The sequence below is a fragment of the Shinella sp. HZN7 genome, assembly GCF_001652565.1.
GTDB lineage: Bacteria > Pseudomonadota > Alphaproteobacteria > Rhizobiales > Rhizobiaceae > Shinella > Shinella granuli.
Window position 1 is genome coordinate 80,825 of the sequence record NZ_CP015737.1, and the last position, 23,850, is coordinate 104,674.

The 23,850-nt window shown below is 66.4% G+C and carries 17 protein-coding genes and 1 pseudogene; 12 read left to right on the forward strand and 6 right to left on the reverse strand.

The features are described from left to right. Complete coding sequence (locus shn_RS22800) at nt 1-1,302, forward strand: amidohydrolase (protein WP_206362237.1); 1,302 nt, start codon at nt 1-3, stop codon at nt 1,300-1,302. Between the two features lie 78 nt (nt 1,303-1,380). Here the strand turns inward: shn_RS22800 and shn_RS22805 are convergent, their stop codons facing one another. From shn_RS22805 to shn_RS22815, 3 genes are read right to left on the reverse strand one after another with little or no spacing between them, the layout of a single operon-like run. Next, the gene (locus shn_RS22805; protein ID WP_064332819.1) at nt 1,381-2,736 is read right to left on the reverse strand and encodes a cytosine permease; all 1,356 of its coding nucleotides are present in this window, start codon (nt 2,734-2,736) and stop codon (nt 1,381-1,383) included. Between the two features lie 60 nt (nt 2,737-2,796). Beyond that, nucleotides 2,797-4,875, reverse strand: a complete 2,079-nt coding sequence (locus shn_RS22810) for a hydantoinase/oxoprolinase family protein (RefSeq protein ID WP_064332820.1) — start codon at nt 4,873-4,875, stop codon at nt 2,797-2,799. A gap of 13 nt (nt 4,876-4,888) precedes the next feature. Then, on the reverse strand, nt 4,889-6,649 hold the full coding sequence (locus shn_RS22815; protein WP_064332821.1) for a hydantoinase B/oxoprolinase family protein: 1,761 nt from the start codon (nt 6,647-6,649) through the stop codon (nt 4,889-4,891). A 242-nt stretch (nt 6,650-6,891) separates the two neighbouring features. Here shn_RS22815 and shn_RS22820 point away from each other — a divergent pair, with 242 nt between their 5' ends. After that, nucleotides 6,892-7,875, forward strand: a complete 984-nt coding sequence (locus tag shn_RS22820; protein WP_064332822.1) for an AraC family transcriptional regulator — start codon at nt 6,892-6,894, stop codon at nt 7,873-7,875. Between the two features lie 33 nt (nt 7,876-7,908). Here shn_RS22820 and shn_RS22825 read toward each other — a convergent pair. Together shn_RS22825 and shn_RS22830 are read right to left on the reverse strand one after the other, a co-directional pair. Continuing rightward, nucleotides 7,909-9,104, reverse strand: a pseudogene (locus shn_RS22825) (amidohydrolase). Nucleotides 9,105-9,123: 19 nt separating this feature from the next. Next, nucleotides 9,124-10,491 (reverse strand): amidohydrolase family protein, encoded by a 1,368-nt coding sequence (locus shn_RS22830; RefSeq protein WP_064332823.1) that lies wholly within the window; start codon nt 10,489-10,491, stop codon nt 9,124-9,126. A 159-nt stretch (nt 10,492-10,650) separates the two neighbouring features. On the opposite strand from shn_RS22830, the gene shn_RS22835 reads away from it, so the two are divergent. From shn_RS22835 to shn_RS22855, 5 genes are all read left to right on the forward strand, one after another. Next, on the forward strand, nt 10,651-12,225 hold the full coding sequence (locus shn_RS22835; RefSeq protein ID WP_084438388.1) for an ABC transporter substrate-binding protein: 1,575 nt from the start codon (nt 10,651-10,653) through the stop codon (nt 12,223-12,225). A gap of 220 nt (nt 12,226-12,445) precedes the next feature. Continuing rightward, the gene (locus shn_RS22840) at nt 12,446-13,411 is read left to right on the forward strand and encodes an ABC transporter permease (RefSeq protein WP_064332824.1); all 966 of its coding nucleotides are present in this window, start codon (nt 12,446-12,448) and stop codon (nt 13,409-13,411) included. Next, nucleotides 13,411-14,307 carry an ABC transporter permease gene (locus shn_RS22845; protein WP_064332825.1) on the forward strand — a complete coding sequence of 299 codons (897 nt, stop codon included), beginning with the start codon at nt 13,411-13,413 and terminating at the stop codon, nt 14,305-14,307. The genes shn_RS22840 and shn_RS22845 overlap by 1 nt, the downstream gene beginning before the upstream one ends. A gap of 1 nt (nt 14,308) precedes the next feature. Continuing rightward, on the forward strand, nt 14,309-16,036 hold the full coding sequence (locus tag shn_RS22850) for an ABC transporter ATP-binding protein (RefSeq protein WP_064332826.1): 1,728 nt from the start codon (nt 14,309-14,311) through the stop codon (nt 16,034-16,036). Between the two features lie 21 nt (nt 16,037-16,057). Continuing rightward, complete coding sequence (locus tag shn_RS22855) at nt 16,058-17,500, forward strand: amidohydrolase family protein (RefSeq protein WP_064332827.1); 1,443 nt, start codon at nt 16,058-16,060, stop codon at nt 17,498-17,500. A gap of 48 nt (nt 17,501-17,548) precedes the next feature. Here the strand turns inward: shn_RS22855 and shn_RS22860 are convergent, their stop codons facing one another. Next, entirely contained in the window at nt 17,549-19,027 is a 1,479-nt protein-coding gene (locus shn_RS22860) for a PLP-dependent aminotransferase family protein (protein ID WP_064332828.1), read from the reverse strand. 137 nt (nt 19,028-19,164) lie between these two features. Between shn_RS22860 and tauA the strand changes: the two genes are divergently transcribed. From tauA to shn_RS22885, 5 genes are all read left to right on the forward strand, one after another. Then, nucleotides 19,165-20,184: a taurine ABC transporter substrate-binding protein gene (tauA, locus tag shn_RS22865; protein ID WP_064332829.1), complete on the forward strand. Its 1,020-nt coding sequence runs from the start codon at nt 19,165-19,167 to the stop codon at nt 20,182-20,184. An 84-nt stretch (nt 20,185-20,268) separates the two neighbouring features. Further along, the gene (locus tag shn_RS22870) at nt 20,269-21,081 is read left to right on the forward strand and encodes a taurine ABC transporter ATP-binding protein (RefSeq protein ID WP_064332830.1); all 813 of its coding nucleotides are present in this window, start codon (nt 20,269-20,271) and stop codon (nt 21,079-21,081) included. After that, the gene (locus shn_RS22875) at nt 21,074-21,901 is read left to right on the forward strand and encodes an ABC transporter permease subunit (RefSeq protein WP_064332831.1); all 828 of its coding nucleotides are present in this window, start codon (nt 21,074-21,076) and stop codon (nt 21,899-21,901) included. The genes shn_RS22870 and shn_RS22875 overlap by 8 nt, the downstream gene beginning before the upstream one ends. Before the next feature lie 111 nt (nt 21,902-22,012). Then, a complete protein-coding gene (locus tag shn_RS22880) occupies nt 22,013-22,399 on the forward strand; it encodes a nuclear transport factor 2 family protein (RefSeq protein WP_064332832.1) in 387 nt (128 codons plus the stop codon). A gap of 17 nt (nt 22,400-22,416) precedes the next feature. Next, the gene (locus shn_RS22885; RefSeq protein ID WP_064332833.1) at nt 22,417-23,817 is read left to right on the forward strand and encodes an FAD-binding oxidoreductase; all 1,401 of its coding nucleotides are present in this window, start codon (nt 22,417-22,419) and stop codon (nt 23,815-23,817) included. Nucleotides 23,818-23,850 lie beyond the last annotated feature (33 nt).

Genomic DNA, 23,850 nt, shown 5'->3' on the forward strand with positions numbered 1-23,850 from the left:
ATGACCCTCGCCGAGATGATCGCCGCCAGCAATGCGCCCGCCGTGCTCGTGCGCCGCGACCTGCATCGCCATCCGGAAACCGCCTTCCTCGAATACCGCACCGCCTCGCGCATCGCGGCCTATCTCGACCATCTCGGCTTTGCCGTGCGCACCGGCCGCGAGGTGATGGACTACGACGCCGTCATCGATCCGCCGCCGGCCGGGCAGGTGGCGGAGGCGAGGCGGGCGGCGCTCGCCGCGGGCGGGGACCCCGCCTGGATGGAGCGCATGCCGGACGGCCTGACGGGCGTTGTTGCCGACTACCGTTTTGGCGAAGGTCCCGTCGTCGCCTTCCGCTTCGACATGGATGCCCTGCCGGTCAGCGAGACCGAGGCGGCGGAGCACCGGCCGAACGCGGAGGATTTCCGCTCCCGCTTTGCCGGGCGCATGCATGCCTGTGGCCATGACGGGCATGTCGGCATCGGCCTTGCCGTTGCCCGCCGGCTCAGCCGGGAAAAGGGGCTTTCCGGCACCCTGCGCCTGATCTTCCAGCCGGCCGAGGAGAGTGCGCGCGGTGCCGCGCCCATGGTGGCGGGCGGCGCGGTCGAAGGGGTCGACCATCTCTTCGTCGGTCATCTCGGCTGCCTGCTGCCCTCCGGCAAGATCGGCGCCAGCGCCGTCGGCTTCCTGGTCTCGAGCCGCTTCGTCGTCACGTTCCGCGGCGCCGTCGCCCATGCGGCGATGGGCCCGCAGGAGGGGCGCAACGCGCTGCTGGCGGGTGCTGCGGCAGCGCTCGGCCTGCACGGCATTTCGCGTTTTGCCGGCGCGCAGACCTTCGTCAATGTCGGCATGCTCACCGCCGGCACGGCCTTCAACATCGTTGCCGATACCTGCCAGATGCTGGTGGAGGTGCGGGCCGACGACCGCGCGGCGCATGACTACATGGTCGGGCGGCTCCGCGCGGTCATCGAGGGCGCCGCCACCATGCAGCAATGCGACGTGGAGATCGTGCGCAAGAGCCATATGCCCGGCAACGAGAACAGCCGGGACGCCGCCGAGCTCATCGCCGCGGTCGCCCGGGGCCTGCCCGGCGTAACCGAGGTGCTGCCGGAATGGTCGATCGGCGGCGGCGACGATGCCTGCCTGATGATCCGCCGCGTGCGGGAGAACGGCGGCTCGGCCGCCTATTGCATCATCGGCAGCGACATTCCTGCCGTGCACCATGCCGCCGATTTCGATATCGACGAGGCGTCACTGGAAACCGGCGTGGCGCTGTTCGCAGGCGTTGCGCAGCGACTGCTGGGGATGCAGGGCGGCCGGTAGCAGGTCGCTGCAGCGTCCGGCAGCCGGCCGGGCGAATAAGGGACCGTGCCCCGCAAGAAGGAGGCACGGCCGTTGGGCTCAGCCCGCCACCAGGAACCAGGAGCGGCGCGCCTGCATCAGCCCCGCGGCATAGATGGAGAAGGCGAGGACCGCGGTCGCCGGCGCCGAGAGCTCCGCATAGGCGCCACCCCAGACATGCAGAGCGATGCCGACAGCTGCGGCGATGAACCAGGCGCTGATGCCGAGCGGGTTGAAGGCCGGCACATGGCTGGAGCGGTATTCGATGGCAGGTCCCACCAGCGTGCTGTAGCGGTCGATCAGGATATGCGCCATGGCGACGGCGACCCAGGCGACGACGAAGATGCCCTGGTAGGCGAGGGCCTGCAGCAGGTAGGCGAAGACGTCGGCCAGCATCAGGAGATAGACGATGACGCCGACCGCGATCGCCCAGCCGACGCGTCCGAAGGGCAGGCGGCCGAAGAGTTGCACCAGCGCTTCGAGGTTGACGGCGGCAAGGTAGTAGTTCGCCGTGTTGATGCGCGTCTGGGTGACCCAGACGAAGGCGAGGCCCCAGATGCCCATGAGCTTCAGGAGCGCCAGCAGCACGCTGACCTCCGAAAGCGCGCCGAGATCCGGCACGGTGCCGATCATGAACATGCCGAAGAGCCCGCTGACCAGGAAGGCGACGGCATAGAAAGGCGTGCCGAAGTTGAACCAGGCGTGATAGCCGGCGTCCTCCTGGCGGCCGAAGCGGGCATAGTCGAAGGTGAACATCATCAGCACCCAGACGCCCATGTAATAGACGAAGCAGGACCACCAGCCGCCGGCCGGCGCGCCGGTTTCGGGGCCGAGGTTCAGCCACTTGTCGCTGTAGCCGTATTCGCCGATGGCGAGCGCGACGGCGACGATCAGGCCGAGGATATAGAAGGGCAGCAGCACGCCGTTGAACTTGTCGAGCCAGGTCTGGATGCTGCCGAAGATCAGAGGCACGCTGTAGAGCACGACGATCAGGGCTGCGAGCGGATAGGAGATCGACGGCAGCACGGTGTTGATGCCGACGGCGATGACCGAGCCCTCGAAGACGGCGTAGTAGATCGCCGTGGCGCAGAAGATCAGCGTCGCCAGCCCCGCCCCGACATTGCCGAAGAGGACGCGCGAGAACAGCGCCACGGAAAGCCCGGTGCGGATGGCGAAGCGGCTCAGCACCGCATTGACGACGCCGTAGGCGACGACAGACAGCACGATGCCGATGATGGCGTTGCGCGTGCCGAAATTCAGCGCCATCGCCGCGCCGACGACGATATAGAAGACGGCGCTGCACACCGCCCACCAGGCCATGGTCAAGGCACCCTTTGGCATGCGGGCATGCGGCGGGACCGCCACGTTGGAAAAATCCGAATTGTCGGCTTCGGTGGCCGATACGTTGCCTGCCATCTTGTTCCCCTCGATTGTTGCAGGTGATGCGGCCCTGCCGGTGGCGGCGGGGCCATTGGCTCAGTTGCGCGTCAGCAGGTAGCTGCCGCTTTCATGCAGCACGCTCGTCCAGCCGGGCTCGATGACGATGGTCGTCGTCACCTCCTCGATGATCGCCGGCCCCGCGATGCGGGCGCCCGCGCCAAGTTTCGCGCCGTCATAGATCGGCGTGGAGATCGCCGTGCCGGACTGGTCGAAGATCGCCTCGCGGTAACCCTTGAGCGCCGCCTTCGCATCGCCGCCTTCGGCGAGTTTCGGCGGACGGACCTTTTCGATGAGGCCGTAGACGGTGGATTCGAGGTTCACCACCTCGACCGCGCTGTGGCGTTCGGCATAGGTGTAGAGTTCCTCGTGGCGGGCGTGGAAGGCGTCCTTGACCTTTTCGATGGTCGTCTCGTCGATCGGGAACGTGCCGATATCGACCGTGCATTCATGCACCTGGCCGACATAGCGCATGTCGATGGAGCGCTTGATGGCGATCGCGTCGTCGGCAAAACCGTCTGCCTTCAGATGCGCGACGCCCTTCTCCTCGATCTCGCGGAACAGGCTGTCGATGCGCTGGTAGGCGCTCGCATTGTCGAGGCGCACCGGGGCGGGAGCCATGTAGTTGTATTTGACGTCGGAGATGATCTGGCCGAAGGCGCAGAGGCCGGAGGCGAGTTTCGGCAGGATGATCGTGTCGATGCCCATCTCGCCCGCCAGCGCCGTGATATGCGCCGCCGTCGCCCCGCCCGCGCCGACCAGCACGAAATCGCGCGGATCGTAGCCGCGCTCGACGGAGACGCGGCGGATGCCGTTGACCATGCTGTTGTTGACGATGGCGAACATGCCGTAGGCCGCCTGCTCGACGGAGATGCCGAGCGGTCCGGCGACGCGCGCCACCGCCGCGCGCGCCTTCTCGGTATCGAGCGGCAGCTTGCCGCCGAGCAGGCCCTCCGGGTTGAGGTAGCCGAGCACGAGATTGGCGTCCGAGGTGGTCGGCTCCGTGCCGCCGCGGCCGTAGCAGGCGGGGCCGGGCTCGGAGCCCGCCGATTGCGGGCCGACCTGCAAGAGGCCGAGCGGATCGATCCAGCCGATGGAGCCGCCGCCGGCGCCCAGCGTCTCGACCTGGATCATCGGCACGCCGATGCGGTAGCGCAGGAAGTCGATGTTCTTGTTGAGGTTGGTCTGGCCGTTGCGGGTCAGCGTGATGTCGAAGGAGGTGCCGCCCATGTCGACGGTGATGACGTTCTTATGGTCGAAGGGCGCGCCGGCATAGAGCCCCGCCTGCGGCGCGGAGGCCGGGCCGGAATTGATGGCGTAGACGGAGCGGTCGGTCATCACCTGGCCGACCGCAAGGCCCCCGTTCGACTGGAAGTAGCGCACCGGCTGCTTGGCGCCGAGCGTGCGGAAATAGGCGTCGACGGCGGCGACGTAGCGGCGCATGACGGGGGCGAGATAAGCGTTGGTGACGGCGGTGGAGGTGCGGGTGTATTCGCGCACCTGCGGGTAAAGCTCGCCGCCGACGGTGAGGATCGCCTCCGGCATCATCTCGCGCACGATTTCCGCCGCGCGCCGCTCATGGCTCGGGTCGAGCACCGACCAGACGAAGGAGATGGCCACGGTCTCGACGCCCTCCTTCAGGAACAGGCGGCAGGCTTCGCGCACGTCCTCCTCGTGCAGCGGCGTGCGCACGGAGCCGTCGGACAGGATACGCTCGCGCACGCCGCGCCGGAGATAGCGCGGCACGAGCATGGTCGCCGCCGGATAGTCCGGGTCGTAGCGGAAACCGTCCTCCTTGTGGCCGTTGCGGATCTCGATGGAATCCTCGTGGCCGGCGGTGCAGATCAGCCCCGTCTTGCCGCCGCGATGGGTGATCAGCGCGTTGAGGCCGACGGTCGTGCCGTTGATGCAGAGGTCGCAGCTCGCGATGATCTCTTCGATCGGCTTCCTGAGATCGGCGGCAATGAGGCCGAGGCCATTCTCGATGGCCTTGGTCGGGTCGGTGGGCGTGGAGAGCGCCTTGAACAGCTTGACCTCCCCGCTGGTGCGGTCGGCGATGACGAAGTCGGTGAAGGTGCCGCCGGCGTCGATGCCGAGACGATAGGAATGCATGGTCATGTCTGGTCTTCCTTTATTCACTGGCGCGCAGCCGCGCGGTCTCGGCGACGTCGACGGCGAGGGTTTCCGGATTGGCGATGGCGACGCCGTAATCGGCGCGCGCGCCTTCGATGGAGACGAGGCGGTTGCGCACGTCCCACACGACCTTCTCCACCGGCCGCTCGAAGGGATTGCCGTAGCCGCCGCCGCCCGGATTGAGGTTGGTGATGGTCTCGCCCGGCCTGATGGTCTCAATGATGTTCTTGCGCTCGACCTCGAGCTTGCCGTCGCGGCGCAGCTCCACGCGGCCGACCTTGGTGTCGACCATCGCCGATTTTGCGCCCGCCGCGCCCATCGCCGGAATGCGCCGGCCCTCGCCGAAACCGATGCACAGCATGTCGCCGTTGAGCGGCTCGACCTCCCAGGCGGTGCCCGAGCCGCCGCGGAATTTCCCCGCGCCGCCGGAATCGGTCATCAGCGAATAGCGGTGGATGACGATGGGGTAGGAATATTCGAGCAGTTCGACGTCGCCGGAGGTGAGCGCGCCGAAGCAGCATTCCGGGCCGACGGCATGCCAGCCGTCCTGCTTGGGCGTCGCGCCGCCGCCGGAGATGATGGTGGCGAGCACCATGGTGACGAATTCCTCGTTGGTGCGGGAATCGCGGCCGGCGATGTTGAGGCCGTTGGCATGGCCCCAGGAGGCGGAGACCTTCGACGGCATGGCCTTCTCGAAGGCGAGGCGCACCGCGTCGGTCAGCGTTTCCATCGGCGTCGTCGTGCAGTTCATGTGCGGGGCGGGTTCCTGCGCATTGCAGAGTGTGCCCTTCGGCCCGAAATCGAGGCTGACGCAGCGATAGAGGCCCTCGTTGTAGGGCGGAGGCAGGGCGGCGAACATCATCAGGCCGAGATAGACGCCGGAATGGGAATTGCCCTCGTAGGAATTGATGAAATAGGGGATCTGCGGCGGGCTGGCGATGGCGATGTGGCAGCTATCGCCCGTGACCGTCACCGTCGCCTTGATTTCGAAATCGCCGAAACCGTGGCCGGCGTCCTCCAGAATGGCGGAGCCCTCGTAGGTGCCGTCGGGCACGGTGGCGATCAGCGCGCGCATATGCCGGTCGGCCATGTCGAGCAAGGTGTCGACGCAGGCGTCCACCTGCTCCTTGCCGTATTTGTCGAGCATGGCGATGAGGTTGCGCTCGCCGACCTGGCAGGCGCCGATCAGCGCCCGGAAATCGCCTTCCTGGTCGCGGCGGGCGCGCATGTTGGTGAGGATCATGTTGAGCACGTCGTTGCGCGGCGTGCCGCGGTCCCAGATCTTGACCGGCGGGATGCGCAGGCACTCGGCGTAGATCTCGGTGGCGTTGGGGTTGTAGCCGGCGGGAACGGGACCGCCGATGTCGGTGAGATGGCCCTTGCAGACGGTCCAGTAGACGAGTTCGCCCTTGTAGAAGACCGGTTTGTACATGCAGGTGTCGATGGCGTGGCTGCCGCCGAAGGCCGGGTCGTTGTGCAGGAACAGGTCGCCCTCGTGGATGTCGTCGCCGAAGAAGGCGGCGACCGCCTTCATGGCGGGGATGAGCGAGCCGAGATGGATCGGAATGTCCTGGCCCTGCAGGATCATCTCCGGACGGGCGTTGAACAGCGCCGTCGAATAGTCGTGCGCCAGGTTGAAGACCGATGAGCGCGCCGTCTTTTCGAGCGCGAGCGTCATTTCGCGCTGGGTGGTCTCGAGCATGCCGCGCACGACCGAAAGGGTGATCGGGTCGACCTTTGAAGTCTGGGTATGGTTCATCGTGTTCACGCTGGTTGAGGGCGAGAACCGACGGCCTGGAAACCGCTGGAAGTGCTGATGTGACTGTTCCCTTGAGCCGCCGGTATCTGTCGCACCGTTGAAGCCGGGGTCAATCTAGGCAGAGTTTTCCGCTCCGGTCTTTGCAGCGCGGGAACGACGAATTGCGCGCGGGCGCACAAGCTGTCATTTTCGTTGCCTGGCGAAAATCATGTGCGTACCTTTGTTCGAAGAGGGGAAGCCGCATGAAGACGAGCATCACCACAAGCGCGACACGCGCGCCGGACCGCAGCCGCCACTGGCACGAGGCCATCGCCTCGGCCTATTTTCCGCTCGACCTGCGCTTTCGCGATGCCGACCGGTTTTCCGGCGACCTGACGACCTGGCAGTTCGGCGACGTGTCGATCTCGCGCCTCACGTCGGACGCCTTGCAGTACCATCGCCTGCCGCATCACTTCCGCGCCGCGCGCGAAGAGGAATTCCTGGTCACGGTGCCGGCCAAGGCGGAAGTGTTCTTTTCCCAGTGCGGCAAGGACATCAAGTGCCCGCCCGGCGGCTTCTTCCTGGAACGCAGCAGCGAGCCCTACCAGTTCAGCCATGCCGAGCCGGCGGACATGTGGGTGCTGAAGGTGGAGGCCGATGCGCTCGCCGGCCGCATGCGCGCGCCCGATCGCTTCTGCACCCTGCAATTCGAGGCGAACAACGGGGCGGGCGGCCTCTTCACCGACATGCTGCATCTCCTGCCCGCCCGGTTCGACGGCATGACGCAGGAGGCGCGCGTGACCGTCGGCCGCCAGCTCGTCGACCTGCTCGTGCTGGCGATCAAGGCGGACGACCGGGTGCTGACCTCGGGCAATTCCACCGTGCGCGGCGCCCATCTCGCCCGCATCGAGGCCTATATGCGCGCCAATCTCCAGGATTTCCGGCTCGATCCGGAGCGCATCGCCCGGGCCTGCGGCATCTCCACCCGATACCTGCACGAACTGTTCCGCGATACGGGCCAGACGGTCCGGAGCTGGATCCGCGACCAGCGGCTGATGGCCTGCCGGGAGGCGCTCGAAGATCCCGGCAATTTCCAGACGGCGGCGGAGATCGCCTATCGCTGGGGTTTCGGCGACCAGACGCAGTTCTCCCGCGTCTTCAAGGCCGAGTTCGGCATGCCGCCGGGCGAATTCCGTGAGAAGGTCCGCGCCGGCCAGCGGGATGGTGCACGGCCTGTGCTGTCATAGAGCGAAACGTGTCGGGTCGAGCTTCCCGAACGATCATTCTATGGAGGGAAGATCTGCCGCCGGCACACCGTCGTGCACGAGCACGCGGCCGCGGCGGATGACGGTGCGCTTTTGCGGTGTCAGCGCCACGGCCTCGGCGAGCGTGCGGGCCGGCACCAGCACGAGATCGCCGAAATCGCCCTCGGCAAAACCGTAGCCGGAAAGGCCGAGGCCTTCCGCGCCGCCGAACGTGCAGATGCGCGCGGTCTCGGCAAGGTCGGCATCGTTGGTCATGCCGTTGCGCTGGGCGAGATATTTCGCCCGCTCCAGCATGTCGCCATTGCCCCAGGGCTCCCAGGTGCCCTGGATGCCGTCCGACCCGGAGGCGACGACAAGGCCGCATTCGCGCATCAGGCGGAGCGGCAGGGCCGGGGCGGCGGGGCTGCCGACCGTCATCACCGAAATGCGCTCCGCCGCCAGCGCCTCGATCAGCGCGCGCTGGCGGGCCGGGTCCAGCATGCCGAGGCAATAGGCGTGGCTGATCATGACGCGGCCCTGCAAGGCGAGGGCACGGGTGCGCTCGACGATCAGTTCGAGGCAGAAGGCGCCGAGATCGCCGAGTTCGTGCAGGTGGATGTCGATGGGCTTGGCGTGGCGGTCGGCGAGCGCGAAGATCGCATCGAGATGGCGCACCGGATCGCGCTCGATCGTGGCGGGATCGATGCCGCCGACGATATCGGCCCCGGCCTTCATCGCCGCATCCATCAGTTCCAGCGTGCCTGCGCGCGGCAGCATGCCGCTCTGGGAAAGGCGACGACCTGCACGTCCACGAGGTCGCGCAGCGCCGCGCGGGTCTCGATCACGCCCTCGATATTGGCAAGGCCGATCTCGGTGTCGACATCGACATGGCTGCGGATGTGCAGCACGCCATGTTTCAGCGTCTGGGCAATCTGGCGGGCGGATTGGCGGCGGGCGTCGATGCCGAGGTCGCGCTTGGCCTTGCGGTCGGCGAGGATGCGTTCGTTGCGGGTCGGGCCGATGCCGTTCTCGAACCAGTCCATGCCGATCAGCGTCTTGTCGAGATGGGTATGCGCCTCGACGAGGCCGGGCAGCGCGATATGGCCCGCCGCATCGATCGCCTCTGCCGGCGGTTCGCCACCCGCTGCACTGAAACGGCCGCCGCGGATGACGAGGTTCACCGGTTCGCCGCCGAAGGGGCGGGCGTTGCGGATGAGAAGGTCCTTGGTCATGGCAATCTCCATTTCGGCATCAGGCGAGGCCGGCGCGGCGCATTGCGAGGCGGAAGGCCTTTTCCGCGCGGTCGAGAATGGCACCCTCTTCGGCATGCACCAGTTTTCGCCCGCGCATCAGCACCCGGCCGCCGACGATGGTCGTGTCCACATCCGCCCCGTTGGCGAAGCGCGCGAGACGCTGTACCGGATCGGCCGGCGGCCACAGATGCGGCTGGCGCATGTCGACGAGCAGGATGTCGGCGCGCTTGCCGACCTCCAGCGAGCCGATCTCCTCTTCCATGCAAAGCGCGCGGGCGCCCGCGATCGTCGCCATTTCGAGAAGCTGGAGCGGCGGCAGCACGGCATCGTCGCAAAAATGCCGGGCATGGTAGCGGTGCGCCTGGAACATGTTGCGGAACATGTCGAAGGAGCGGTCGGGCGCGGCGGCATCCGTGCCGAGCGAGACGGTGACGCCGTCCTTCATCAGTTCCGGTGCGGGGCAGCGCCCATAGACGGACATCAGCGCGCTCGGGTTGTGCGCCACCTTTGCGCCGCTGCGCCTCAGCACGGCGCGATCTTCCGCGGTGAGGTCGATGCAGTGGGCGAGCAGCGAGCGCCCGTCGAACAGGCCAAGCCGGGCGTCGTTGGCGGCGATCGAGCCGTCGCGATGGCCGTCCTGCACCAGGAGCACGCCCTTTTCCCGCGCAAGGTCCCGCGCCCGGCGCGAAAGGGCGAGCACCGTCTCGTCTTCCAGTTCGCCGGTATTGAAGACGGGAAGGGAGAGGGCGAGCTGCAAGCGCTCGTCGCGACCGGCCCATGCGTCGATCAGCGCGGCGCAGACGGCCATTTGTGTATCCGGTGATACGGCTATTTCGTCATACGATCCACCCTGGTGCCTGCGGTACACGCTGTTGGCCGACGGCCGGTTGGGGCCGACCGCGAGCACCTCGCGCAGCCCCATTTCGGCGATGGTGGCAAGATGGGCCTCGGCGGCCTCCGGCGCCTCGGTGCGCATGATATCCGGCCCGCCGCCGAAGAGCAGCGCTGCGGTGGTGGTGCCGCATCTGATGCGTTCGGCGGCCGAAAGCGCGGCTTCCGCCGCCCAGAATTCCGGATCCGTTGCCTCGGCATAGATCCGGCCGGTGATCGTCATCCAGTCTTCCGAATCCCCGCCTAGGCCCTTGGTCAGCGTATGTCCGGCATGGGCATGGGTGTCGATCAGCCCCGGCATGACGACCATGCCGGCGGCGTCGATGCGCAGCGTTTCGGGCGAAGCGCCCGGCGCCTCCGTACCGATGGCGGCGATCCGCCCTTCGTGCACCAGCACCGACGCCCCATCCAGCACCCGCCGGCCGGCATCCATGGTGAGGATCACGCCGTTCTCGATCAGCATTGTCGTGGTCATTCGAACTCTCCCGCAATTATTGGATACAATTTTTGCAGATTGTGTGTGCAAATTCTAGTTCTGGTATCTTGATATTACGTTTTCATTATGTACAGTCATATCCGGAGTGATCGTATGCAAAATTTTCCGACATATGCATACAAATCTGGGAGAGCCCGTGTGAAGACCTATATGAAGACCCTGTTGGCGGGGCTTGCCGTGCTGGCGCCGCTTTCCGCCCCCGCCTTTGCCGAGACGCTGCGCTGGGCCGCGTCCGGCGATGTCATTTCCTACGATCCGAATGCGCAGGTCGACAGTTTTACCCAGAGCGTGCAGCACATCGTGTTCGATCCGCTGGTCCGCCGCAACAAGGAGCTGAAACTGGAGCCGGCGCTCGCCACCTCCTGGGAAATCATCGAGCCGACCCGCTGGCGTTTCAAGCTGCGTGAGGGCGTGACGTTCCATGAGGGTCAGCCCTTCAACGCCGACGACGTGGTCGCGACGATAGAGCGCCAGATCGATCCGGGCGCGCGCAACCGCGAAAACCTCTCCGCCGTCACCGGCGTCGAGAAGGTGGACGACCATACGGTCGACCTCATCCTGCGTGGCCCCTATCCGCTGCTGCTCAACGACCTTGCCGCCATCTACATCCTGAGCAAGCCGTGGATGGAAGAGCACGACGCGCTGAAGCCGGGCAACACCGCAACGGGCGTCGTCACCTATGCGAGCAACCACGCCAATGGCACCGGCGCCTTCAAGCTGAAGAGCTACGAGCCGGATTCCCGTTCGGTCTTCGAAGTGAACAAGGACTGGTGGGACAAGCCCGAGCATAACCTGACGGAAGTGGAGTTCCGCCCCATCGCCTCCGACGCCACGCGCGTGGCGGCGCTGCTGTCGGGCGAAGTCGACATGGTCGTGCCGGTTCCGCTTCAGGATGTCGACCGCATTGCCGCGACCGAAGGGCTGAAGGTGGTGGAGAACCCGTCGCTGCGCACCATCATGCTGGCGCTGAACTTCAAGAAGGAGCTGCACGCCGCGCCCGGCGTCGCCAACCCGATGCTTGACGTCAAGGTGCGCCAGGCGCTCTGGCACGCCATCGACCTCGACACGATCCAGAAGCGCCTGATGCGCGGCAAATCGCGCGTCGCCGCCATGCTCGTCGCCCCCGCCGTCACCGGCCATGACGAGGCGATCGACGTGCCGCTGGACTACGATATCGACAAGGCCAAGGCACTGCTGGCGGAAGCCGGCTATCCCGACGGTTTCAAGACCGGCCTTTCCTGCTCGAACGACCGCTATATCGCCGACGAGCAGATCTGCCTTGCCATCTCCTCCATGTGGGCGAAGATCGGCGTTCAGGTCGACCTCAGCGTCGAGAGCAAGACGACCTATTTCCCGCGCATGGATAATGGCGAACTCGACGTCTACATGCTCGGCTGGGCCTCGCTGCCGCCGATGGACGGTTTCAGCGTGCTCCAGGCGCTGCTCGCCACCAATGACGGCACCTATGGCGGCAGCAACCCGAACGGCCTGTCCGATCCGCGCATCGATGCGCTCGCCCGTTCGGCGGCGATCGAACTCGACGAGGCCAAGCGTGTCGACATGCTGAAGGAAGCCTTCCGCATCACCCATGACGAGGCGCTGTTCATTCCGCTGCACCAGCAGCCGGTCGCCTGGGCCATGAGCGACAAGGTCGATATCCCGCAGTTCCCGGACGAATATGTGCGCCCGTGGTTCGCGCAGGTGAAGAAGTAACGGGTTTCTCCCGAGACGTGGTCCCGGCAGGCTGCGGCCGGCCGGGACCACGCGTAGAATCCGGCCGACTCTCCGCAGCCGACGGCGCAGGGACGATGGAGCGAACGGCCCGGTTTTTTCGCAGGCTCTGTTTGATGCAGTTCCAGCGCAGAGGGCGTGTCCCGCGCGTCTGCCGGAATGGCTCTCGGGCTTGGGCGCTCCCCCCGCAAGGATGATTACGATGCTCAGACTTCTTTCGGTGCGGCTCTTCCAGGCGATCCTGGTGATGGTCGCCGTCACTGCCATCGCCTTCGTCATGTTCCGCTTCGTCGGCGATCCCGTCGCCGCCATGGTGCGCGAAGGCGCGACCCAGGCGGAGAAGGAGGCGCTGCGCATGGCGCTCGGCCTCGACAAGCCGATCCTCACGCAGTTCGTCGATTTCGTCGGCCAGGTGCTGACCGGCGATCTCGGCACGAGTTTCCGCTACCAGCAACCCGTGGTGAGCCTTCTGATGAGCCGCCTGCCGGCGACGCTGGAACTGGTGATCGTCGCGACCGTCCTCGCGCTCGCCGTCGGCATTCCGCTCGGCGTGCTCTGCGCGCTGAAGCCGAATTCCGTGTTCTCCCGGCTCACCCAGGCGACGACGCTGGTCGGCATTTCCATGCCCACCTTCGTCACCGGCCTGCTGCTGATCCTGGTCTTCGCCGTCAACCTGCGCTGGCTGCCGTCCTCCGGCCGCGGCGATCTTGTCGATCTCGGCTTCTGGCAGACGGGGTTCCTCAGTCTTTCCGGATTGAAATCGCTGATCCTGCCGTCGATCACGCTGGCGCTCTTCCAGCTCACGCTGATCATGCGGCTGGTGCGGTCGGAGATGATCGACGTCCTGTCCTCCGACTATATCCGTTTCGCCTTCGCCCGCGGCCTGCCGCGCGCCCATATTTACGGACGCCTGGCGCTGCGCAACGCGCTGATGCCTGTTGTCACCGTCACGGGCCTGCAGATCGGCCAGCTCATCGCCTTTGCCATCGTCACCGAGACGGTGTTCCAGTGGCCGGGCATGGGCCTGCTCTTCACCAATGCCGTCGGTTATCCCGATGTGCCGGTCCTTGCCGCCTACCTGCTCTTCGTCGGCTTCCTCTTCGTCATGATCAACATGGCGGTCGACATTCTCTACACCTTCATCGATCCGCGCCTGAGGACACGATAATGGCCACGCAAACCCTGATGCGCCGGCTGCCGCCGGTTTCCGTGATGATCGCCGGCCTGGTGCTTGCCATCATGCTGGTGCTCGTCCTCTTCGCCCCGCTGATCGCGCCGATGGATCCGCGCGATGTCTCCTCCTATTCGCTGATCGACATGGAAATCCCGCCCGCCTTCATGGACGGCGGCGACCCGCGCTTCCTGCTCGGCACGGACAACCAGGGCCGCGACCTCGTCTCGGTCATCCTGTTCGGGCTGCGCATCTCGGTCGTCATCGGCCTCGGCGCGGTGCTGTTCGCCGCGGCGCTCGGCGTGGTGCTCGGCCTCGTCGCCGGCTTCTTCGGCGGCCTGGTGGACGGCGTCGTCATGCGCATCGCCGACGTGCTGGTGAGTTTCCCGACCATCCTCGTCGCGCTGCTCATCAGCGGCATCGCCCGCGCCCAGCTCAGCGCCGATACGATGCTCGCCTGGGCGCCGCTGGTGCTGATCTTCTCGATCGCCGTCAACGAATGGGTGCAATATGCCCGCACGGTGCGCGCCTCGACCATGGTGGAAGTCGCCCGCGATTACGTGCGTGCCGCCAAGGTCATCGGCCTGCCCGCCGGCCGCATCATGGGCCGGCACATCCTGCCGAACGTCATGAGCTCGGTCATGGTCATCGCCACCATCAACCTTGCCGGGGCGATCCTGACGGAGGCGACGCTCTCCTTCCTTGGCGCCGGCATGCCGCCGACCTATCCCTCGCTCGGCACGCTGATCCGCATCGGCAACCAGTTCCTGTTCTCCGGCCTCTGGTGGATCGCCGTGATGCCGGCGGCGGTTCTCGTCATCCTCGTGCTCGCCGTCAACGTGATCGGCGACTATCTGCGCGACCGCTTCAACCCGAAACTGATGGCCCGCTGAGATGCCCAACGAGACACTTGCCGCGAAAACCCCCGTCCTCGACATCCGCAAGCTGCGCGTCGAATATCCGCTGGCCAATGGCGACACGCTCGTCGCCGTCAAGGACATCGACCTCCTCATCCGCCCCGGCGAGATCCATGCCCTCGTCGGCGAATCCGGCGCGGGCAAAACCACCGTCGGCAATGCGCTGATGGGCCTCCTGCAGGCGCCGGGCAAGATCGTTTCCGGCTCCATCGCTATCGCCGGCAAGCCGATCGACCTGCGCACCGGCCGCACCGAGGGCATCGTGCCCGGCCGCGATGTCGGCGCGATCTTCCAGGACCCGATGACGAGCCTCAATCCGCTCTTCACCGTGGAAAGCCAGCTTTGCGAGGGCATGCTGACGCATCTGAAGCTTTCCCGCGCCGAGGCGAAGGCCCGTGCGCTGGACCTGATGAAGGCGGTCGGCATTCCCGAGCCCGAACGCCGGCTCGGCTCCTATCCGCACCAGCTTTCCGGCGGCCAGCGCCAGCGCGTGGTCATCGCCACGGCGCTTGCCTGCGGCCCTCAGCTCATCGTCGCCGACGAGCCGACGACCGCGCTCGACGTGTCCGTGCAGGCGCAGATCCTGAAACTGATCCGCGACCTCGCGGACCAGCGCGGCGTCGGCGTGCTGCTCGTCACGCACAATATGGGCGTCGTCGCCGAGATCGCCGACCGCGTCACTATCATGCAGAACGGCGCTGTCGTGGAAAGCGGCTCGGCGCGTGCGGTGCTGACCGCGCCGAAGGCGCCCTATGCCCGCACGCTGATCGCCGCCGTGCCGCCGATCGAAGTCCGGCTCGACCGTCTGCCGGTGCCGAGCGAGGAAACGCAGGTGACGCTCGATGCGCGCGCTGCCGTGCGCAGCAAGAGCACGAGGAGCGGGACGGGCAGCCGCGATGACGTGGTGCTGTCCGTGCGCGACCTTGCGGTGGAATATGGCGGCCGTTCGCTGATCCCCGGGCGCAAGGCGAGTGTCTTCAAGGCGGTGAAGGGCGTTTCCTTCGATGTCCGCCGCGGCGAGATCTTCGGGCTCGTCGGCGAATCCGGCTGCGGCAAGACCACCGTCGCCAACACCATTGCCGGGCTAGTCGCCCAAAGCGCCGGCAGCATAGACTTCGAGGGCACGGCGCTGGGCGCGCAACGCGAAAAGTCCGTCCGTAAGTCGCTGCAGATGGTGTTCCAGGATCCCTATTCGGCGCTCAATCCGCGCCTGCGCATCAATTCCGCCATTGCCGAGCCGATCCTGTTCTACAAGCTCGCGTCCAATGCCGAGGAGGCCCGGCAGGATGCAAGGACGCTGCTTGAAGCGGTGGGGCTGCCCGCCGATGCCGGCGGCCGTTTCTCGCATGCCTTTTCCGGCGGCCAGCGCCAGCGCATCGCCATTGCCCGCGCGCTCGGGCCGCGCCCGTCGCTGCTCATCTGCGACGAGCCGACCTCCGCGCTCGACGTCTCCGTCCAGGCGCAGCTCCTCAACCTCCTGAAGGACCTGCGCGACCTTGCCGGCCTGTCCATGCTGTTCATCAGCCACGATCTCGCGGTGATCCGTCAGATGTGCGACCGCATCGCGGTGATGAAGTCGGGCGAGATCGTCGAGCTGGCGGAGACCGAGACGCTGTTCACCGCGCCGAGGCACGACTACACCAGGGAACTGCTGCGCCTGGCGCCCTCGCTCGATCGCATCCTTTCGCGGCAGGCCGCGGAGTGACCTGAAGACAGGAGACCAGCCATGGCCGATATCCTCATCAAGAACGGCGTCGTCATCGCCATCGACCCGGATCGCCGGATCATCCCCGACGGGGCGGTGGCGATCGTCGGCGACCGCATTGTCGCCGTCGGCCCGACGGAGGCGGTGGAAGCCGCCCATCCGGCCCGCGAGGTCATCGATGCGCGCGGCATGGCGATCATGCCGGGCCTCGTCGACGCCCACGCCCATGCCGGCCACGGCCTGATCAAGACGCTCGGCGGCGGCAGGAGCGACCCGTGGTATCAGGCCTGCCGCGGCGCCTATACCGTCGGCTCGACGCCGGACTTCTGGTATGCCGAAGCGCAACTCGCCGCGCTGGAGCGCCTGCGCTTCGGCGTCACGACCGGCGTCTCGCTGCTCGGCGGCGGTGATTCCGTCATGCGCACCGACGAGCCGCAATACGGCGATGCCCATATGGAAGGCGTGCTCGGCATCGGCACGCGCTCGGTGGTGGCCGTGGGCACGACGCGCCCGCCCCATCCCTTGACCTATGCCCGCTGGAACGGCGAGACGCGCACCGACTACCCCGTTTCCTTCGACCAGCAGTTTTCCACCTGCAAGGCGCTCATCGACCGTTGGCACGGCAGCAATGGCGGCCGCCTGCACCTCGCCTTGCTGACGCCGACGCTGCATCAGGGGTATCGGGAGGCTGCCGGGGCACAGGACGCCGTCGCCCAGTCGCGCACCGTCAAGCGCTATGCCGAGGAGCGCGGCCTCGTCTTCACCCAGGACGGCCACACCAGCGGCAGCGTGCGCATCGCCCATGAGATCGGCCTTCTCGGCCCGAGGACGCTGTTGTCGCACGCCACGGGCCTCGATGCGGAGGAGATCGCGATCTGCGCCGAGACCGGTACGACCATCGTGCACAATCCGAGCGCCGTCGCTGCCATCCTGGCGCGTTGCCCGGTGCCGGAACTGCTGGATGCCGGCGTCACCGTCGCCATCGGTTCGGACGCCACGGCGCCGGACCGCTCGGCCGACATGTTCCGCCACATGCAGCAATGCATGCACTACCACCGCACCCATTTTCACGATCCGAGCTGGCTGCCGCCGGGCAAGGCGCTGGAAATGTGCACCATCGACGCGGCCCGCGTGCTCGGCCTCGACGCGGAGATCGGCTCGCTGGAGCCGGGCAAGAAGGCCGATGTCATCCTCGTCGACCTGCGCCGCCCGCACCTCTACCCCGCCCATATGCCGGAATTCCGCGTCACCTGTTTCGCCAATGGCAATGACGTGCACACCGTCCTCGTCGGCGGCAGGGTGCTGCTGCGCGACCGTACGCCCGTCCATGTCGATCAGGATGCCGTGCTCGACGCGGCGCAGCGCGAGGCCGAACGCATGATCGACCGGCTGGGTTTGCGTCATGCGCTGGAAACACCGCGCATGTTCTGGCGGCACAGCCGGGATCTCGACGTGCTCGATTGAGGCATGGCGGGCAGACCGGCCGGCGCCTTCCGGCAAAGGCGGGGCGGATCACGCGTCCATGAGACGATCGATACCCGCCCTGACGCGTGAAACGCCCTCGACGATGTTGGTGCGCGGGATCGAGGAATAGCCCATGCGGAAATAGCGGCACGGCTCGTCGTTCCTCGGGAAGAAGGGCGAGCCGGATTCGACGAGCACGCCGTCCTGGCGAAGCTCGGTGACCAGCCTGTCGGCATCAAGCCCCTGCGGCCCCTCCATCCAGAAGGACGTGCCGCCGAAGGCCGAGGAGCCGGCGACCGTCAGCCCCTCGTGCTGCAGGGCCTCGGCCATGAGGACGTGGCGCTTGTGATACTCCGTGCGCATGCGATGCAGCACCACGTCATAATGGCCGAGTGCCAGGAAATAGGCGGCGGTGCGCTGCAGGTGGCCGGGCGGGTGGCGCAGCATCAGTGAACGCAGCGCGCGCGCCTCGCGGATGAAGGGCGCGGGGGCGACGAGATAGCCGAGGCGAAGGCCGGGAAACAGCGATTTCGAGAAGCTGCCGATATAGAGCACGCGCCCGGTGGAATCGAAGGCCTTCAGCGCCGGGGAAGGCGGTGCGAGATAGCTGATCTCGAATTCGTAGTCGTCTTCGACGATGACGAAATCCTTCTCCGCGGCGGCCTGCAACAGCCGCGTGCGCCGGTCGATCGGCATGGTCGCGCCCGTCGGTGAGTGATGGCTGGGCGTGACAAAGACCGCATCGGTATCGTCGGGCAGGCCGTCGGGCGGCAATCCCTCGCCATCGACGTCGACGGTCGTGACCTTCGCGCCGCTGAGCAGCAGCGAGGCGCTGATATCCGGGTGGCAGGGGTTCTCGCACACCGCGCTGGAGCCCTTTTCCAGGATGAGCCGCGTGACGATCCACAGCGCATTCTGCGCGCCGACCGTGATGAGCACCTCGTCCGGGTTCGCATGGATGCCACGCCGGGGCAGGGTACGCGAACAGATGTAGTTGACGAGCCTGACGTCGTCGGCGGCAGCGAAGTCGCTCGCCATCAGGATGAAATCCTCCCGCGCCAGAGCCCGGCGGGCACAGTCGCGCCAGGCGTTGAGGTCGAACAGCGAGGGGTCCATCTGGCCATAGAGGAACGGATAGGGATAGCGCCGCCAGTCGAGCGGTTTTGGAATCTGGCGCACGACCTCGAAGCGCATCTTCATCTTGCCGGTCCAGTCGACCGGGGTGGCGCCGGCGGCGGGCCGGTCGCCTTCCACGCCCCGGCCGGGCGGATTGCCGGCGATGCGGTAGGAGCTGCGGTTGGCCGCCTCCACATAGCCCTGGGACACCAGCTCCTGATAGGCGAGCGTCACCGTGATGCGGGAAATATTAAGGTATTCCGAGAGCTTGCGTGTCGAGGGCAGGTGCGCGCCGGGCTGCACGCGCCCCGCAAGCACGGCCGAGACCACGGTCTCGCGCAACTGGGCCTGCAAACCCAGCCCGCTCTCCCGGTCGATGAAGAAGATGGTCTCGGAAACATTGGTGCGCATGGATTTCTGGCCGTGTGATCGCAATCTGGATTTATTCAACTTCCAAACTGGATATAACGCAAGCGGGGCACCGCATTTATCACTTTTGTCAAGAAGACCGGGGCAACCGGCTCAAGCACCAATCGATGAGGAGAACGATGATGCTTTTCAAGAATTTCAATCGTCTGGCCACGACTGCGGGCCTTCTGGCAGGCCTTCTTGCGTCAGGCGCCGCTTACGCACAAACCAGCCTGGTCGTCGGCTATCAGCAGATCGTCGGCCCGTTCGTCGCCGCCATCGCCGATGGCCGCTTCGACGCGGCCGCCAAGGAGGCCGGTTATACGATCGACTGGCGCCAGTTCAGTTCGGCCGGCGACATCACGACGGCGCTCGCCTCGGGCGACGTGCCGATCGGCGTGATCGGCTCGACCGGCACGGCGGCTGCCGCGACCCGCGGCGTCGAGCTGCAACTGTTCTGGATCCTCGACAATATCGGCAAGTCCGAGGCGCTGGTCGCCCGTGACGGTTCGGGCATCGAGACACCGGCGGACCTCAAGGGAAAGAAGGTCGCCGTGCCCTTCGTCTCGACCTCGCATTTCCACCTGCTCGTTGGCATGAACAAGGTGTGGAACATCGATCCGCGCGAGGTGGAGATCCTCAACCTGAAGCCACCGCAGATCGTCGCGGCCTGGCAGCGCGGCGATATCGACGCTGCCTATGTCTGGCCGCCGGCCCTGTCGGAAATCCTGAAGACCGGCAAGGTGATCTCCGATTCCGAGGTCATCGGCGCCGCCAGCGTGCCGACCTTCGACGGGCTGGTGGTCGACACGGCCTGGGCCGCGGAGAACCCCAAGCTGATGGAGGCCTTCACCAGGGTTCTCGCCGAATCCTACGCCGACTACAATGCCAACAAGGCCGCCTGGACCGTGGATTCGCCCGAAGTGCAGGGTATCGTCAAGCTCATCGGCGGCGACGGCCCGAGCACGGTGGAGGCGCTGGAACTGCTCTCCTTCCCGAACGCGGACGAGCAGGCCTCCGATACATGGCTCGGCGGCGGGGCGACCCGTGCGCTTACCGAGAGCGCGAAATTCCTCGTCGAGCAGAAGCAGATCGGCAAGTCGCTGGACGACTATGCGCCCTTCGTGAATGCGAGCTTCGCCGAGGCGGCTGCGAAATAGCATATTGTTGCTGCTTACACCGGCCGCCTTTCGCGGCCGGTGCGTCCACCAGACCCGTGACCGAGGTGCAGGGAGGCATTTCTCATGGAAACACTCAGCGTCAGGAACATCAGTCTGACCTATCCGGGCTTGTATTCGGACCAGGCGGTGATCGCCCTGAAAGGCGTCAACCTTACCATCAAGAGCGGTGATTTCGTCGTCGCGCTCGGCGCTTCGGGCTGCGGGAAGACCACGCTGCTCAACCTGATGGCGGGCTTCATGGCCCCCTCGGAAGGCGATATCTCGCTCGGCAACCACCGGGTCAACGGGCCGGGCGCCGAGCGCGGCGTGGTCTTCCAGAAGCATGCGCTCCTGCCCTGGCTCAACGTCATCGAGAACACCGAATTCGGCCTCAAGCTGCGCGGCGTCGACAAGGCGACGCGGCGGGAGATCGCCACGAAGAACCTCGCCCTCGTCGGTCTGCAGGATTTCCACCGCCACATGATCTACCACCTTTCGGGTGGCATGCAGCAGCGCGTCGGCATCGCGCGGGCGCTGACCTGCGACCCCGCCATGCTCCTGATGGACGAGCCGATGGCGGCGCTCGACGCGCTGACGCGCGAAACCATCCAGGAGCTCCTTCTGGAAGTCTGGCAGCTCACCAACAAGATGTTCTTCTTCATCACGCACAGCGTCGAGGAGGCGCTGTTCCTCGGCTCGCGGCTGATCGTCATGTCGCCGCGCCCCGGCCGCATCACCCATACCTACGACCTCGACTTCAACCGCCGCTTCCTTGCCGAAGGCAATGCCCGCGCGATCAAGTCGAGCCCGGAATTCATCCGCATGCGCGAGGAAGTGCTCGGCATCATCTACGGCGACGAACGTGCGTCCGGCAACCCGGAGGTGGCCCATGCTTGACAGAGTGACACGCGCCAAGCCCGCCAAGGCCGGCAAGATCTTCGGGGCTCCCGGTGACGGCAGCAGCGGCCTGATCAGCCTCGTGACGGCGACCGTGCTCGTCGCACTGTGGTTCCTCGTGACGGAATCCGGCTGGGTCAAGCCGCTCTTCCTGCCCTCGCCGCTCTCAGTCTGGGAGAAGTTCTGGCTGGCGATGACGGAAGGGGTCTCGAACTCCACGCTGATGCAGCACACGATGGCCAGCATCGGCCGCGTCTTCGGCGCCTTCCTGCTGGCCCTCGTCACGGCGGTGCCGATCGGCATCCTGATGGGCGTCAACCGCTTCGTGCGCGGCCTCTTCGATCCCATCATCGAGTTCTACCGCCCGCTGCCGCCGCTCGCCTACCTGCCGCTCGTCATCATCTGGCTCGGCATCGGCGAGTTTCCGAAGGTGTTCCTGATCTATCTGGCGATCTTCGCGCCGATGGCGATCGCCGCGAGGGCCGGGGTGCGCTCGGTCTCGACGGAGCAGATCCACGCCGCCTATGCGATGGGCGCCACCCGCGGCCAGGTCATCGGCCAGGTCATCATGAAGGCGGCCCTGCCGGAGATCTTCACCGGCATGCGCATCGGCATCGGCGTCGGCTGGACGACGCTGGTGGCAGCCGAAATGGTCGCCGCGAACCGCGGTCTCGGCTTCATGGTGCTGAACGCCGCCGAAAACCTCGAAAGCGATACGGTGATCATGGGTATCTTCATCATCGGCCTCTTCGCCTTCGCCTTCGATCTCCTGATCCGCTACCTCGAAAAGACGCTGATCCCCTGGAAGGGACGCATCTAACCGGCGGCGGACAGCCCGACACTCCAACGACCCGGCCCCGGCGGCCCTTCAAGACGGCCTTTCCCGTCTCCGGCGGAGCCATGCCTTGCGACAAGCCAGAGGACCCGAACGATGACACTCAGCGCAACCGATCTCAAAACCCTGTTCGACGCCTTCAACCGGCATGACATCGATGGGATCATGCACTTCTTCGCCGAGGACTGCGTGTTCAACGCGGTCGGTGGCCCGGACGTCCACGGCAACCGCATCGAGGGCGCCAGGGCGATCGCCGAGGCCTTCAGCGGCGTCTGGACGGCGATGCCGGATGCCGAATGGGCCGATCACAGCCATTTTACGGCCGGCGACCGGGGTGTCTCCGAATGGACCTTCCGCGGCACGGCGGCCGACGGCAGCCGCATCGAGGCGGAAGGCTGCGACCTCTTCACCTTCGCGAACGGCAAGATCGTCCGCAAGCAGGCGTTCCGGAAGAACCGGCCGGTCCTGCAACCCCGGTACTGAACGCTCGGAGCACGGCCATGCAATTGCGCACCATTCCTCCCAAGACCGGCAGGGCGCCGTTCGATCCCGCCTATGATCCGGAAACGGCTCCGACCCCGGGCACCGGCAAGGACTACGCCCCGACCTACTGGATCGGTACGGCCGGCCCCGAGCCGGAGGACGACGGCCCCGTCATGCGCGACATGGACGTCGACGTCGCGATCATCGGCTCCGGCTATACGGGTCTTTCCTGCGCCATCCATCTCGCCCGCGAGCACGGCATCAAGGCGACGGTGCTGGAGGCCAACGGGGTTGCCTGGGGATGCAGCACCCGCAATGGCGGGCAGGCGCAGATTTCCGCCGGCCGCCTGAAGCGCTCGCAATGGATCGCCCGCTGGGGCGTCGACGTCGCGCGCAGGATGCATGCGGAAATCGCCGAGGGGTTCGACCTGTTCCGGTCGCTGATCCGTGAGCCCGGGATCGACTGTGACCCGCAGGACGGCGGCCATCTCTATATCGCCCATCGCGACAAGGTGCTGCCGGCGCTGGAAAGCGAGGTCCGCGTCCTCAACGAGACCTTCGGCTACCGCGCCCGCATGGTCTCGCGCGGGGAGATCCACAGCGATTTCGTGCGCGATGCGGAGGCGCGCGGCGCCATGTACGAGCCTGATGGTATAGGCATCCACGCCGCAAAGCTGGCCTTCGGCTATCTCCGCCTGGCGCGGCGGCTCGGCGCGAGGGTGCACACGTCGAGCCCGGTGCTCGACTGCACGGCGAAGGGCGGCATGCATTATCTCCGCACGCCCGGCGGCACGGTGCGCGCCCGCGCCGTCTGCATCGCCACGGCCGGCTACACGTCCCCCGGCATGAACGTGCTGACCCGGCGCCGGCTGATGCCGATCCTGTCGAACTCGGTCGTCACCCGGCCGCTGACAGAGAGCGAGCAGCAGGCGCTGAACTTCAGGGCGCGCATTCCGCTCACCGACACGCGCACGCTGCGCCACTACTATCGCATGCTGCCGGATGGCCGGGTGCAGATCGGCAGCCGCAGCGCCATCACCGGGCGCGACGCCGCAAACCCGAAACACCTCGCGCTGCTGCTCGACGGGCTCTATCGCAAGTTCCCGATCCTGCGCGGCATCGAGATCGATTACTCCTGGTGGGGCTGGGTGGATGTCAGCCACGACATGATGCCCCGCATCTTCCAGCCGGATCCGTCCCAGACGCTGTTCTACGCCATGGGCTATGGCGGCAACGGCGTCATGTATTCGGCGCAGGCCGGACGCCGCATGGCGCAAATGGTCGCCGGCAAGGGTGCCGGCCTCGACCTTCCCATCTTCACCTCGCCGCTGCCGAGCCACGGGCTCCTGACGCCGTTCCGCCGGCTCGGCCAGTGGGGCATGTACCGCTGGTACTACCTGCGCGACGAAATCCTCTAACCCATTGAAACCAATTCCGAAGGAAAGGAAGCA

What these genes read in the sequence shown, in the direction of transcription:
- shn_RS22830 (WP_064332823.1), bottom strand. Translation starts at nt 10,491, where the DNA reads ATGACCACGACAATGCTGATCGAGAACGGCGTGATCCTCACCATGGAT.
- shn_RS22880 (WP_064332832.1), top strand. Translation starts at nt 22,013, where the DNA reads ATGACACTCAGCGCAACCGATCTCAAAACCCTGTTCGACGCCTTCAAC.
- shn_RS22805 (WP_064332819.1), bottom strand. Translation starts at nt 2,736, where the DNA reads ATGGCAGGCAACGTATCGGCCACCGAAGCCGACAATTCGGATTTTTCC.
- shn_RS22870 (WP_064332830.1), top strand. Translation starts at nt 20,269, where the DNA reads ATGGAAACACTCAGCGTCAGGAACATCAGTCTGACCTATCCGGGCTTG.
- tauA (WP_064332829.1), top strand. Translation starts at nt 19,165, where the DNA reads ATGATGCTTTTCAAGAATTTCAATCGTCTGGCCACGACTGCGGGCCTT.
- shn_RS22850 (WP_064332826.1), top strand. Translation starts at nt 14,309, where the DNA reads ATGCCCAACGAGACACTTGCCGCGAAAACCCCCGTCCTCGACATCCGC.
- shn_RS22820 (WP_064332822.1), top strand. Translation starts at nt 6,892, where the DNA reads ATGAAGACGAGCATCACCACAAGCGCGACACGCGCGCCGGACCGCAGC.
- shn_RS22800 (WP_206362237.1), top strand. Translation starts at nt 1, where the DNA reads ATGACCCTCGCCGAGATGATCGCCGCCAGCAATGCGCCCGCCGTGCTC.
- shn_RS22815 (WP_064332821.1), bottom strand. Translation starts at nt 6,649, where the DNA reads ATGAACCATACCCAGACTTCAAAGGTCGACCCGATCACCCTTTCGGTC.
- shn_RS22875 (WP_064332831.1), top strand. Translation starts at nt 21,074, where the DNA reads ATGCTTGACAGAGTGACACGCGCCAAGCCCGCCAAGGCCGGCAAGATC.
- shn_RS22810 (WP_064332820.1), bottom strand. Translation starts at nt 4,875, where the DNA reads ATGACCATGCATTCCTATCGTCTCGGCATCGACGCCGGCGGCACCTTC.
- shn_RS22885 (WP_064332833.1), top strand. Translation starts at nt 22,417, where the DNA reads ATGCAATTGCGCACCATTCCTCCCAAGACCGGCAGGGCGCCGTTCGAT.
- shn_RS22860 (WP_064332828.1), bottom strand. Translation starts at nt 19,027, where the DNA reads ATGCGCACCAATGTTTCCGAGACCATCTTCTTCATCGACCGGGAGAGC.
- shn_RS22840 (WP_064332824.1), top strand. Translation starts at nt 12,446, where the DNA reads ATGCTCAGACTTCTTTCGGTGCGGCTCTTCCAGGCGATCCTGGTGATG.
- shn_RS22855 (WP_064332827.1), top strand. Translation starts at nt 16,058, where the DNA reads ATGGCCGATATCCTCATCAAGAACGGCGTCGTCATCGCCATCGACCCG.
- shn_RS22845 (WP_064332825.1), top strand. Translation starts at nt 13,411, where the DNA reads ATGGCCACGCAAACCCTGATGCGCCGGCTGCCGCCGGTTTCCGTGATG.